Annotated in this window: 13 protein-coding genes and 1 pseudogene; 5 read left to right on the top strand and 9 right to left on the bottom strand. The window is 69.4% G+C overall.

Annotated elements, in window-relative coordinates:
- Positions 1 to 66 precede the first annotated feature (66 nt).
- From DEJ03_RS00905 to DEJ03_RS00890, 5 genes and pseudogenes are all read left to right on the top strand, one after another.
- Positions 67 to 1491: a pyridoxal-dependent decarboxylase gene (locus tag DEJ03_RS00905; protein WP_110863184.1), complete on the top strand. Its 1425-nt coding sequence runs from the start codon at positions 67 to 69 to the stop codon at positions 1489 to 1491.
- The gene (locus tag DEJ03_RS00900; protein WP_110863183.1) at positions 1488 to 2879 is read left to right on the top strand and encodes a lysine N(6)-hydroxylase/L-ornithine N(5)-oxygenase family protein; all 1392 of its coding nucleotides are present in this window, start codon (positions 1488 to 1490) and stop codon (positions 2877 to 2879) included. The genes DEJ03_RS00905 and DEJ03_RS00900 overlap by 4 nt, the downstream gene beginning before the upstream one ends.
- A pseudogene (locus DEJ03_RS18160) lies at positions 2876 to 3337 on the top strand (GNAT family N-acetyltransferase); the annotation flags it as partial. The gene DEJ03_RS00900 and the pseudogene DEJ03_RS18160, both read left to right, overlap by 4 nt.
- A gap of 586 nt (positions 3338 to 3923) precedes the next feature.
- Positions 3924 to 5249: an IucA/IucC family siderophore biosynthesis protein gene (locus tag DEJ03_RS18155; RefSeq protein ID WP_258370436.1), complete on the top strand. Its 1326-nt coding sequence runs from the start codon at positions 3924 to 3926 to the stop codon at positions 5247 to 5249.
- Between the two features lie 11 nt (positions 5250 to 5260).
- Positions 5261 to 5851: a hypothetical protein gene (locus tag DEJ03_RS00890; RefSeq protein WP_146237624.1), complete on the top strand. Its 591-nt coding sequence runs from the start codon at positions 5261 to 5263 to the stop codon at positions 5849 to 5851.
- A gap of 16 nt (positions 5852 to 5867) precedes the next feature.
- Here DEJ03_RS00890 and DEJ03_RS00885 read toward each other — a convergent pair whose 3' ends face one another.
- From DEJ03_RS00885 to DEJ03_RS00840, 9 genes are all read right to left on the bottom strand, one after another.
- Positions 5868 to 6506, bottom strand: a complete 639-nt coding sequence (locus DEJ03_RS00885; RefSeq protein WP_110863181.1) for a pyridoxal 5'-phosphate synthase — start codon at positions 6504 to 6506, stop codon at positions 5868 to 5870.
- Between the two features lie 68 nt (positions 6507 to 6574).
- Positions 6575 to 6985 (bottom strand): hypothetical protein, encoded by a 411-nt coding sequence (locus DEJ03_RS00880; protein ID WP_146237623.1) that lies wholly within the window; start codon positions 6983 to 6985, stop codon positions 6575 to 6577.
- A gap of 1 nt (position 6986) precedes the next feature.
- Positions 6987 to 7730 carry a hypothetical protein gene (locus tag DEJ03_RS00875; RefSeq protein WP_110863179.1) on the bottom strand — a complete coding sequence of 248 codons (744 nt, stop codon included), beginning with the start codon at positions 7728 to 7730 and terminating at the stop codon, positions 6987 to 6989.
- Positions 7731 to 7964: 234 nt separating this feature from the next.
- Positions 7965 to 8549 (bottom strand): hypothetical protein, encoded by a 585-nt coding sequence (locus DEJ03_RS00865; protein WP_146237622.1) that lies wholly within the window; start codon positions 8547 to 8549, stop codon positions 7965 to 7967.
- Between the two features lie 337 nt (positions 8550 to 8886).
- On the bottom strand, positions 8887 to 9522 hold the full coding sequence (locus DEJ03_RS17650; RefSeq protein ID WP_146237621.1) for a hypothetical protein: 636 nt from the start codon (positions 9520 to 9522) through the stop codon (positions 8887 to 8889).
- Between the two features lie 46 nt (positions 9523 to 9568).
- Positions 9569 to 10237: a hypothetical protein gene (locus tag DEJ03_RS00855; protein ID WP_146237620.1), complete on the bottom strand. Its 669-nt coding sequence runs from the start codon at positions 10235 to 10237 to the stop codon at positions 9569 to 9571.
- A 146-nt stretch (positions 10238 to 10383) separates the two neighbouring features.
- Positions 10384 to 12168, bottom strand: coding sequence for a WXG100 family type VII secretion target (locus tag DEJ03_RS00850; protein ID WP_110863174.1), 1785 nt, complete (start codon positions 12166 to 12168; stop codon positions 10384 to 10386).
- Positions 12169 to 12170: 2 nt separating this feature from the next.
- A complete protein-coding gene (locus DEJ03_RS00845; protein WP_128780490.1) occupies positions 12171 to 12500 on the bottom strand; it encodes a DUF6507 family protein in 330 nt (109 codons plus the stop codon).
- A 107-nt stretch (positions 12501 to 12607) separates the two neighbouring features.
- Complete coding sequence (locus DEJ03_RS00840) at positions 12608 to 12904, bottom strand: WXG100 family type VII secretion target (RefSeq protein WP_071404660.1); 297 nt, start codon at positions 12902 to 12904, stop codon at positions 12608 to 12610.
- Positions 12905 to 12985 lie beyond the last annotated feature (81 nt).

Below are 12985 nucleotides of genomic sequence, written 5' to 3'. Positions count from 1 at the left end.
CGGCCGTTCGGCGCGCCCCTCGTTCGGGTGGCACGATGACAGTTGGTGAGGTTAGCCTTACCTAACGTGACACCTCCCATCGAACTCCTGACCACCGCCACCGCCGAGCGCTACCGCTCCGCCGTGACGTCCACGGTGGACCGTCTGGCCGACCGCTTCGCCGCCGCCGACCGTCCGACGACCGACACCGCTCCCGAGGTCCTCCGGGCCCGGGTACAGGGCGTCGACCTCGACGCCGAACCCCTCGGGACGGACCGCGCACTCGCCGAACTCGACGAGCTGTTCGTCCGCGAGGCCGTCTGGTTCCACGACCCGGCGTACCTCGCGCACCTGAACTGCCCGGTCGCGCTGCCCGCGGTCGCCGCCGAGTCGGTCCTGGCCGCCGTGAACCCGTCGGTCGACACCTGGGACCAGTCCCGCATCGGCACCGAGATCGAGCGGCACGTCGTCGCCTGGCTCGCCGGTCGGATCGGCTTCGCCGCGGGGGACGGCATCTTCACCTCGGGCGGCTCGCAGTCGAACCTGCAAGCGCTGCTGCTGGCGCGCGAGGCCCTCGGTACCAGCGGCACGGTGTTCACGACCGCCGAGACCCACTTCACCATCGCGAAGTCCGCGCGGCTACTCGGGCTCGAGGCCGTGGTCGGCGTCGCCACCGACCACGCCGGCCGGATGGTGCCCGCTGCCCTCGCCGAGGCGATCGCCGCCGCCCGCGCAGCCGGGCAGACGCCGATGGCCGTCGTCGCCACCGCCGGCACCACCGACCGCGGGGTCATCGACCCGCTCGAGCCGATCGCGGACGTCTGTGATCTGGAGGGAGTGTGGCTGCACGTCGACGCCGCGTACGGCTGCGGGCTGCTCGTGTCCCCGACCCGCCGGCACCTGCTCGACGGCGTCGAACGGGCCCGGAGCGTGACCGCCGACCTGCACAAGTCGTTCTTCCAGCCGGTGTCGTCGAGCGCCCTGCTCGTGCAGCGCCCGGAGGACCTGCGCCGCACCGCCTGGTACGCCGACTACCTGAACCCGGAGGACGCCGCCGAGCCGAACCAGGTCGACAAGTCGCTGCAGACCACCCGCCGGTTCGACGCCCTGAAGCTCTGGGCCACCCTGCGGGCGACCGGTGCCGACGCGATCGGTGCCGCGTTCGACGCCGTCATCGACCTCGCCGCGGCCACCCACCGGATCGTCGAGGAGCACCCGGACCTGGTGCTCGTCGCGCCGACGCAGCTCAGCACGGTGCTGTTCCGCTGGCAGCCCGCCGGCATGACCGACGAGGCCGCCGACGCGCTGGTCGCCCCGATCCGCTCGGCCCTGCTCGCCGAGGGCCGGGTCCTCATCGCCAAGACGGTCATCGACGGCCGGCCGTGCAACAAGCTCACACTGCTCAACCCGGAGACGACGCCGGAGCAGATGCGCGCGTCGCTGGAGCACGTCGTCGCGACGGCCGCCCGGGTGCGCGCCGCCACCACCGAGACCGAGGGAGCGAACCGATGAACCGCGATGAGCAGCCCGTGCACGACGTCGTCGGCATCGGCATCGGCCCGTTCAACCTCGGCCTCGCCTGCCTGACGGACCCGATCGCCGACCTCGACGCGGTCTTCCTCGACGCGGCTGACGGCTTCGCCTGGCACCACGGCATGATGCTCGACGACGCCACGATCCAGGTACCGTTCCTCGCCGACCTGGTGACGATGGCCGACCCGACCTCGCCGTTCTCGTTCCTCGCGTGGCTCAAGGAGACCGGCCGCCTGTACCCGTTCTACATCCGCGAGGACTTCCACCCCCTGCGCAGCGAGTACGACGCCTACTGCCGCTGGGCCGCCGACCGGCTCGACACCCTGCGGTGGGGCCGCCGGGTGACCGCCGTCGAGCACGACCCGGTCACCGACACGTTCACGGTGCACGCCGAGACCGATCTGGGTCCCGAGACGTACCGCGCACACCACGTCGTCGTGGGCATCGGCACCGAGCCGTCCGTCCCCGCCCCGCTGCGCGGGATCGGCGGACCGGCCGTCCACTCCGCCGAGTTCCTGCGGAACCGCGACGCCCTCCGCGACGCCGGATCGATCGCCGTTGTCGGCAGCGGGCAGTCCGCCGCCGAGGTCTACCGCGAACTGCTCGAGGACATCCGGCAGGACGGCTACCGCCTCGACTGGATCACACGCTCGCCCCGGTTCTTCCCGATGGAGGACACCAAGCTCACCCTCGAGATGACGAGCCCGGAGTACACGGACCACTTCCACGGGCTGCCCGAGGCCGTCCGCGACCGCCTGGGGCGGGAACAGCGCGGCCTGTACAAGGGCATCAGCGCCGACCTGGTCGACGACCTGTACGACCAGCTCTACCGGATCAGTGCGCGCGGCCCCGTCCCGACGACGCTCCGGACCGAGACGAGCGTCGTGGACGCCGCCTGGCTCGCCGACCGTGGCACCTACCGGCTGACGCTCCGCCACGAGCAGCTCGACCAGACGTACGAGCACGAGGTCGAGCAGCTCGTCCTCGCCACCGGGTACACCCCGCGGGTCCCGCGGTTCCTCGACCCGGTCGAGCACCTCGTTGCCCGCGACTCCCGCGGTCGCCTGGCGGTCGCCCGCGATCACCACGTCGACACCCTGGGCGGACGCATCTGGGTGCAGAACGCCGAGGAGCACACGCACGGCCTGACCGCGCCCGACCTCGGCATGGGTGCGTGGCGGAACGCGTCGATCATCCGGTCCGTCACGGGTCGCCCCGTGTACGGCCTGGAGGCCCGGATCGCCTTCCAGGAGTTCGGCCTGCCCGCCTCGGAGCCGTCAACAGCAGCGCCGTCCACCGGCCGCCCCGGCGCCGCGGAGCGCGCGCCGGCCCGCCCCGCGACCGAGCGCGCGGAGGTGTCCGCATGAGCACGACCGTGACCACCACGGCGCCGGACGCGACCGCGCCTGGGGGAGCCGAGCCGAGCCTCCTGACCGTCGAACCCGTGGACCCGGAACGCGACGCCGCCGTCGTGCAGTCGTGGCTCGCCCACCCGGCGTCGTCGTGGTGGGAGATGGGCGACCTCGACGTGGACGCCGTGCGCGCCTACCTGGCCGGCGTGCAGGCGGACCCCGCGCAGGCAGCGTGGCTCGGCCGCCGGAACGGCGAGCCGTGCTTCCTGGCGGAGACCTACGACCCCTCCGCCGTCCTGCTCACCGACGTGTGGGCGGCCGAACCCGGCGACGTCGGCATGCACCTGCTCGTCGCGCCGGTGCCCGCGGACCGTCGTGTCCACGGCCTGACCAGCGCGGTGATGCGTGCCGTCGTCGAGCACTGCCGGGACGCCCTCGGCGCGCGCCGGGTCGTCGTCGAACCGGACGTGCGGAACACCGCCGTGCAGGCGAAGAACGCCGAGGTCGGGTTCCGCGCCCTGCGCCAGGTGGACGTCGACGGCAAGCGGGCCCTGCTGTCGGTGCTCGACACCGATCGCATCGGCGTCCCCGACGACGACGGGCCGGCCGCGCACCTGCGGCCCGAGCACCTGGAGCCCGCCGAACGGCACCTCGTCGCGAAGTCGATGGCGGAGTTCACCCACGAACGGCTGATCGCACCCGTGCCCGACGGGGACGGCTGGCGGCTCGAGGCGGGGGAGTCGACCTACCGGTTCCGGGCGCGGCAGCACGTGCTCGAGCACTGGTCGATGGACGAGGCCTCGCTGACGCGGACCCGTGCGGGGGTGTCGGCGCCGCTCAGCGCGCAGGAGCTCGTGCTCGAGCTGCGAGCGGTGCTCGGGATCCCCGACGAGCTGCTCGGCACGTACCTGGAGGAGATCGCGTCGACGCTGGCGAGTGCGGCGGCGAAGCACCGGCGGGGCGTCCGGGTCGTCCGGTGCGACCGATTCGGCTGGTTCGTCCGGTTCGACCGGGTCCGTCGAGGACGTCGTCGCGTCGTTCCAGGACGTCGAGGCGGCGATGACCGAGGGGCACCCGGCGTTCGTCGCCGCCAACGGCCGGATCGGGTTCGGGCTCGACGAGTACCGGGCGTTCGCGCCCGAGTCCGGCGGCCGGTTCCGGTACCGGTGGCTCGCCGCCCGACGTGAGCACACGCACCTGGCGCTCGCCGCGGACCGGACCGAGCAGGCGCACTGGGAGTCGGAGCTGTCGGCGGCGGTCGTGGCCGGGTTCCGTGCCACGCTGGAACGTCGCGGGCTCGACCCCGACGACTACGTGTGGCTGCCCGTGCACCCGTGGCAGTGGCAGCACCGGATCGCCGTGACCTTCGCACCCGACCTGGGCCGACAGGACCTGGTCGACCTGGGCGACGGACCCGACGAGTACCAGCCGCAGCAGTCCATCCGCACCGCGTTCAACCGCACCGAGCCGGCACGCTCGTACGTGAAGACGGCGCTCGCCGTGCAGAACATGGGGTTCCTGCGGGGGATGTCGCCCGCGTACATGCGGAACACCCCGGCCGTGAACGACTGGGTCGAGTCGATCGTCTCCGCCGACCCCACGCTCGCCGCCGCCGGGTTCTCGGTGCTCCGGGAGCACGCCGCCATCGGCTACACGGGGGACGCCTACCACCGGGTCGACGTGTCCTCGCCGCAGCGCAAGATGCTCGCCGCCCTGTGGCGGGAGAGTCCGCTGCCGCGGGTGGCGGACGGCGAGCGACTGCTGACGATGGCGGCGCTGCTGCACCGGGACGCCTCGGGGAACGCCGTGGTCTCGGCGTTGATCGAGGCCTCCGGTCTACCCGCCGACGTCTGGGTCCGGCGCTGGCTCGACGCGTACCTGCTGCCCGTCGTGCACTGCCTGACCGTGCACGACCTGGTGTTCATGCCGCACGGCGAGAACCTGGTGCTCGTCGTGCGCGACGGCGTCGTGGTCCGCGCCGTGATGAAGGACATCGGCGAGGAGGCCGCGGTGCTCGGTCGGCACGACGACCGCCCGGTCCCCGCCGACATCGACCGGATCGTGCACCCGGTGACCGACGACGAGGCCGCGCTCGCGGTGTTCACCGACGTGTTCGACGGGGTGCTGCGGTTCGTCGCCGCGATCCTCGACGACGACGCGGTGCTGCCGGAGTCCCGCTTCTGGCAGGTCGTGGGGGAGTGCATCGACGCCCACGCCGCCGCGCACCCGGACCGCCGTCGTCCCCTGGACCTGCGGGTGCCGACGTTCGAGCACTCGTGCCTGAACCGGTTGCAGCTGCGGAACACCCTGTCGATGGTGGACCTGGCGGACCAGTCGGCGTCGCTCATCCGGGCGGGGGCGATGGTGAACCCGATCGGCCGGTAGGGGCACGCGGCGTGAGCGAGACTGGTCCGATGGAGACCGGTGCGGGCGCGGGTGTGGGGGCGATCTCGGTTGCGATCGAGGACGTCGCCGAGGCACGCTGCATCCTCGCTCGAGCGTCGCACCGTGCCGAACGCGTCGCGGGCATCGGATGGGTGCTCGGCGTCCTGGGGTTCATCGTCGGGGTCTCCGGCATCGATCGCATCCCCACGGTCGATCCCGACGCTGGACCGTGGGTCGTGACCCTTGCGGCGATCGGCCTCGTGGTGATCGGGTACCTCGCTGCGTACTGGATCACCCGGAACCCACGGGCGGAACGGTCCGCCGCCGTCGATGCCGCAGCAGAGCGCATGCTCGTGGCGACACGCGCCGGAGGATTCCCGGAGCTCGATCCGAAGAGCGTCCGGCGCGCGTTGCGTGAGGACGACAACGGGCCCGCGCCGTGGTTCGATCCCGAACTCGGGCCGCACTCGTGGCCGGTGTGGCGGATCGGTACCGTCGACCCCGCTGAGAGCCGCTTCGTCATCGGGGAACGATCGAACGATGCTCGATCGCTCACGGTCCGAGTCGAACCCGCTCAGCCGGCGTGGTGGTCCAGGGACTGAACGCCGACCGTCGGCCTCAGGGCTGGAGGCGTGTGGCCGTCCAGGCGCCCTCGGTGAGCGCGTACTGCAGTCGTCGGTGCATCCGGTCACGGCTACCGTGCCAGAACTCCACGATGTCTGGTTCGAGACGCCAGGCAGCCCATCGTGCAGGTCGGGGGACGTCGTCGCCGGAGTCGTCGAGCAGGTCGTTCGCGTCGTCGATCAGGTCCTGCAGCGTGCGGGGCTCGAGCACAGCGGACTGGTCGGCGATGGCCGTCGCGGCGCGTGACTTCGGGGAGCGGTCCCCGAACAGGGCGTCGGACTCGGCATCCGACAGCCGGACGACGTGGCCCTCGAACCGGAGCTGCTGCATCGTCTCGCGCCAGTACGCCTGCAGCGCTGCGTGCGGGTTCTCGGCGAGCTGCCGGCCCTTCGGGCTGTCCTCCGACGTGCCGAAGACCAGTCCGTTCGTCTCAATCCGCTTCACGTCGACGGTGCGAGCGGACACGCGGCCGTCGGCACCGGCCGTGGCGAGGGTCATAGAGAGCGGCTCGGAGACCTCACGGTCCTTCGCCGCGGACAGCCACTCGCGAGCGAGGTCGAGCGGAGACGCTGGCGGGTTGTCGAACTCGGGCAGGTGCAGGGAGTCGTCACCGGAGAGCGGGGCAGAGGACATGTACCCACCCAACCGTGCGCGGGGGCTCGGTGTTCAGGGAGTCACGGACGGTCGTCGCCGGCACCCGGTCAGGCGTCGGGGAACTTCGCTGCGACGAACGCGCGTTGCGCCTGCACGGTGCCGAGGTGTTCGTCGGCCGGGGCGAACACGTCGACGAGGTCCTTGAACCGGGGACGACGACCGCGGCGGAGTCGGTACGCCCGCATGCCACCGCCCTGCTGTCGCGCCATCCCACTCGGCCACACGTCGACGCGGGCCCCCTGCACGCCCAGGAGCCAGCCCTCGTCGTCGAGCGCTTCGCGCACCAGGCTCAGCGCCTCGAAGGCGTCGTACGCCGTGGCCGCGTGCTCTGTGCCCAGCAGCAACACTGTCACGGTGTAGCGCACCTGATGGTCGGGGTTCGTCAGGTCCATCTCGACGATCACGGTCGCCGGCGCGCTCGTGCCGTTCCTGTGAGCGGTTCGTTCGTAGGTCGTCATGTCACGCACCGAGCCGCAGCGCATTGAAGAACGGGACGCCCGGGTGGGCGATCGCGCCTCCCGGACCGATGGTCATCAGGGTTCCCGACTCGGACACCGTGGCGTTCCGCGGAGTCGCCGAGAAGACGCCCGGTCCGAACCCAGGGAACCTGACGCGGGACGCGATCTCGTCGAACGTCGCATCCCGGTCGAGCTCCAAGCCGTAGCCGACGTGACGATGCCCGAGCGAGTCGGTGTACTCGATGCAGCGGAAGGTCCACGCTCGTTCTGCCGGGCCCAGAGACGGCGAGACGGCTTCCGCCAACCGCGCGAGCTGCCGGCAGACGGCAACGCGGTCGGCGAGGGGACCAGCGGGGACCGAGTTGAGGAGTTCGTGGGCGAACGGGATGTCGATGACGGCAGGCGGGTGCTCCTGGTCACCGAAGGCCGTCGTGGTGATCTCCGTCGGGAGATCGGCGTGCCGCGCGAACGGGCGGTACGGCGGAAGCGGTGCTGCTCGGAGGTTGCCGTCGCCGTCGCGCCAGTCGCTCGTCAGGTCGAGCGGCACGTCGGCTTCCCCGACGATGCGGAGCGAGCGCTCGTCCTGTCCCCAGTAGGTGTCGCAGGCGACGCAGCGGAAGTACGAGGTCCGCTGCTGGTGGCTGACGCCGATCGCCGTCTCGACCCTGCCGTGCCGCGCAACTGCAGCGGTGCAGACCGAACACCCCGGCTCGATCGCCGTCGGATCCGCGCTCGGCATCGTCATCTGTTGATCACCACTCGGTTGAACGGGAGTCCGATGGGCGCCGTGACGCCCGGTCCGATCGCGAGGAGGGTGCCCGCCGAGTCCGATTGATGGGCGGTCGGACTGGGCGGGCGATGGTCCCCGGCCTCCTCGGGCAACGCGGCTCGATCGCTGAGTAGCTGCAGGTTCGGCTTCCCGCGGAGTACGGCCCCGTACCCGACGTGGAGGTGGCCGAGCTCGTCCTCAGCCTCAGCCTCAGCCATCGTGCTGCCCGTGGAGGAGTGCGCGGGCGGCATTCCGCCAGGCACGTGGAACGGCGTCAACGGAATCGACGATGGTGATCCCCGGGTGCGGTCGGTCTCCGAGTGCCCGGAGGATCTCCGTGCGACGCCGGGCGGGATCCGGGTCGATCACCAGGTGCAGTCGCGGCCCGGTGGCGTTGAAGGTGAACAGTTCCCATGCGGTGTTCGGGACGGACACTCCGAGGACCACTTCGGCCCAGATGCCGCTGGATGCCGACATCCGCCTGGCGTGTGCTGCTCGTGACTGGATCGGCAGGAGACCCCGCCGCGCTCGGGGGCGTTCGGCGACCGGCAATCCCTCCCAGTGATCGGCGGCCACGTCGACGAACACGATCGCGCGACCGCTGCGCTCGTCCTCGATCAGCGACTGACGGCTCACCCGCCGTGAGCCGGTGCCGACAGCCGGCGGGCGGTCCCCGGCGATGGAGTACGCGAACTCGACGACGACGCCACGGTCGTACGGCACCGTGGCGGGCCGGCCGCGGTCGTCGATCGCCAGGTGCAAGTCATCGGGTACGGGGACAGCAGCGAGGCGCACGCTCACCACCCTACGAGCATGTTCGTGGCGCTGGGGTGCAGCGCAAGGACATCAGGCATCCGGCAGGATGACGAATGCAAAACGCGCCCGTTCACTCGCGAACCCACCGGGAAAGTACCGGACCAGTGTCGTTCCTTCGTCGAAACGTTCCGCCGCCATGCCGTCGGGAAGTCGGAAGTCGGAGGTCGGCCAGCGCTGTTGATCGTCGGCCGTCCTCGGGGACGCTGCCCAGAAGCGAGATGCAAGTCGTCAGGAAGGGCGCCGGTTGATGGTCCCAAGCCTGCCCGTCGTCAGCACGAGAAGGGACTGTTTCGTCTCGTATCGAGGATGGCGGGTGTCACGGTGACACGGGTTCGATGAGGGCTGGCTGCTGGCGAACCCACATTGCGTGCTCTACCGGGATTTCGTCGATCCAAGCTGTCGAAACAGGATCTGGATGATTGATCGCGTGTGCCACCTCGTAGACGGCATCCGAATACCGCAGCCCGCTAGCTTCGTCATCGGCCGCAACAACGACAAGGACCTCGGCGGGAAGTACGTCGACTTGATGGCGGAGCAGCCATACGCGAGCAATACCGGCTGCACCCTTGGTGCGCTCCTGCAGTGCGCCACACAGATCACGCTCGCGGCGGCTCGGCGGTGCCAGCGTCACTGGAGCACCGGCGGGGAACAGGCCGCTGTCATTGATGACCTGATCTCGGTCGCCTGGACCGACCACCTGGGGATGCGGACGATCAATGTCAACGATGACGCCCCAGTCCTGCGGGATCATCCGGACCAGCTGGTGCATCGGAAGGCTCTTCGGCGTGGCGGGTACATCGCTGGTCATTCTCGCCCTAGCGTCATCGAGCTCGGTGAAAGCGAGGGCCAGCGGGACGCCCTCGTTCCCGACGATCGCTAGAGGTATGGCCAACCGGTCATGTCGCAGCACGATGACCTGCGTACGGGCGAACGCATACTTCGACGACATCATGGCGCGACGATGAGGATTGCTGGGAAGTCCACCGTTCGTCATTGGTTCAGTCGCCACTTTCGTCCTCTATGACGAGCGCGAAGCGCGCCCGCTCCGTTGCAAACCCCCCGGGGAAATCTCGAACCAGAGTGCCGCCCCCGTGCAACCGTTCTGCGGCCATGTTGTTGGGGAGCAGGAGCTCATTCAGGATGGAAGGGCCTTTCATGAACACCGCAGACGAATGCTCCACCGCTTTCGAAAGACGCCGGTACGGATCGCGGTACAACACCCTACCCCCAGCTCGTTGCACAGACTGGACGACGTACGGCAATCGTCCCCATGCGGCCTCGGCAGGGTGCTTGGCGGGGACATCGTGACCGTTCCAGTTCGGGGTCAGATCGATCGCAGGACCGAGTCGAACGAGTGCCCGAGTGGCGGCATCTCGGTCGTCGTTGGCCAGGCTGTCCCCGGGCGTAGTCAACCGGAGATCCACTGAGTACCGGTAGTCACCAGATCGGACACCGTCCCTCAGCCGGGAGATCAGCCCGCCGGTGTTGCCTCGGAGTTCGACGACTTCGATCCCCTCGCCGAACGACCATTCCTTTTCGAGGTCGGCAATCGAGTACAAGGGCCCGACCGCGCTGAAGCGTCTGTCAACGAGGATCTCGTTGCCGCGCTGGCGGAAGGGGCCGCGGTGCTCCACGATGGTGAAGGCTCGGTCCTCGAGCCAGTTCATGAACGTGAGCAGACGACCGTACTCCGGCCAGAGCGGGTGCGGCGCGACCATCGAGTGATAACGACCGTCCGGGGAGCGTTCGGGGATGGCGAGCCAAGATTCCGACCTTGGTAGGAGCGACCTACCCGACCGGGAGAGCCCCATTCTCATCGTGGCGTGCTGTCATGGCGCAAGTCGTTCAAGTAGTCGAAGGGAATGGCGTTCCCGCTCCGCAGAGACCAGCTCCCAAGGCGCTTGAGTCCGTCACCGTACTCGTTCATACGCATCGTGTAGTCCGACGGCGACGTGGTGGCTGCGTCCATCGCCGGATGGTCGATCACGTTGGCTGCGGCCGACCAAGTGCTGCGGTCCCCGGGGATGAACACTTCTGTTGCGCCGCCGGCGCCGTACTGGGTGTTCGCGACAGCTGTGCCCTGGGCGTGGGGGATCGGTGCGGTGACTTCATAGGTAGTGCCGTCCGTCCGGAAGTTCTGGTACGGGCCGCGCTCGTCGTGGACGCCGATCTGTACCGACTCCGAGTACCTCCGCGCATCACCACCGGCGGTGATGAGATCGGACGTCGGGCCGTCGCTGACGACGAAGAACTCCCCGTTCCCGACAACCTGCAGACGCTTGCCGACAAGCGCAGTCGGGTCACCGGTCGTCCAGGGATCGACTCCCGGGTATCCAGCTCCCCAAGCCGACGGCTGTCCTTGCCAATGGCGAGCTCTTGCCGCCATCGAGGGAGCGTCCGACCGCCAGTAGGAGTCAAGCCCGTTCTTGAAGCCCTTGAGCGGATGCGCCAAGTCCTGCCGGATGCCGTTGCCCCCGCCGACCACGAAGGCGCGAAGAGATTCAAGGGTTCGGAGCGCAGTGCCGTGACGGACGTTGGACAGCAGATGGCGCGCAGGAGCGAACAGCGTTCGAGCCTCGGAGCCCACGTGCCGACCAGCGGAGCTGAACTTGGATGCGAGAGAAGCGCCCTTCGCGAACTCCCTCCCGATCTTCGCCGCGGTGGTGATTCCCTTCCCACCGGGCACACAATCGAGCAGCGCGAAGGCGAGGTCCCACCCGTCGGCGGTGCCCTTGCTCATCTTGTACAGGGTGTCAGCGAGCACGAGCAGCGCTGCGCCGAGCACGATCCATGCGAGCGGTCCGCCGATGATCATCGCGATGATCCCACCCACCGCCACGACGACCTTCGCCACCGACACGATGGTCTCCCACGCCTCGGACCCGAAGATCTTGTCCCACCTGGACTGCTTCCCGAGGCCCGCGTCCGCAGCTTCACCGATCTTCGTCGCAGTCCGCTGCTCCGCGTCCTGCCAATCACCCTTCGCATCCGCCACGAGCCGCTTCGCCGCATCGATCCGCGACTGCGCCGCCGAGATGTCCCCCTGCGCCGACGACACCGACCCCTGCGCGACGGAAGCGTTGTCGGACGCTGCCCGCAACTGTGCCGGCGAGGGAACATCCACCCCGTCCGGCACGTCGGAACCTGCCGGGTACTTGTCCGCGACCTTCGACAGGTCCTTCGACGCGGACTCGTAGTGCGACAACGTCGACTGCGCATCCGCCAACCGGTCCTGCGCTGCGGCGAGGTCCCCGGTGGCGTCCTTCGCATCCGCCAACGCACCATCAGCCCGGTACTGGGTGTCATCGACCGTGTCAGCCCACCCCGACAACGCCGTCGCGGCGAGTTCGTACGAATCGACGAGCTTGGTCAGGTCCGACGGGGTGTCCTCGATCGCGTCGACGAACACATCAGCGGCTTCACCCTCCCAGTCGGTCAGCCACCCGGAGCCCTTCACCGACTTCAGCCGGGTCGAGGCGTCGTCGGCCGCGTCGGAGATGCGCTGGTACTCCCGCGCCATCATCCGCAACGTCGACGGATCACCCTTGACCGGATCATCACCCTGATCGACAACGTCCCACCCCGACGGCCGCCCCATGACTACTGCGCCCTCGAGGCAGCGGGTCCGCCGCCGCCGTTCTCGTCGTTGACCTGCAGGGCCTGTGCCAGCTGTTCGTCGGTCTCGGTGTAGGTCTCGATGGACGAGCTCAGCATGTCCGCCAACGCCTTCGTCGACTCGCTGATCTTGTCCCGCTTGTCGCCCCAGCGGTGGTCGAAGTCGTGCAGAGCGTTCTGCACCGTCCCCGAACCGATCTCGTCGTCGGACGCGTCGACACGCTTGTGCGCCTGCTCGAGCGTGCTGTGCACGGTCGTCAGGTCGTTCTGGAGCTCCCCGAGCCCCATCAGGTCAACCAGCAGTTTGCCTGCCACGGAACAATCCCTCCCCGATCACGAACCGGCGCCGTCAGGACGGCGCCACAGGAACCGCGACGACCCCGTGCCCCACGCGATCGCGGGGCACGGGGTCGACGACGGTGTCAGCCCTTGAGGCCGGAGGCCAGCGACTCGTCCGTCTCGGACAGGGTCTGCGAGGCCTTGGAGAGGAACGTGGAGAGGCCTTCGAGCCCCTGGACCGTCTGGGTCACGCCACGGTTGAACTCGTCGTAGGACTCGCCGAACGCGACCGACGACTTGTCGGTGACGTAGCCGTCCGAGATGAGCTGCTGGATCTTGCGCTGCAGTGCCGACAGACGGTCTTCGATGTCTGCCTGGCCCGCCTTGAGGTCGGAGGCTGCTGCCTCGAGGTCTGCGTACGAGACGTTGATGTTCGCCACGGTGTGACTCCCTTTCCCCGGAGTTTCGTTTGTCCCCCCAACGGGGCGTGTTGCAGGGGACACTACCATCGTCCTGCGACA

The organism is Curtobacterium sp. MCLR17_043 (assembly GCF_003224215.1).
GTDB classification, from domain to species: domain Bacteria; phylum Actinomycetota; class Actinomycetes; order Actinomycetales; family Microbacteriaceae; genus Curtobacterium; species Curtobacterium flaccumfaciens.
The sequence above is the reverse complement of the archived record's forward strand: the minus strand, read 5'-3'. Positions and strand labels throughout refer to the sequence as shown.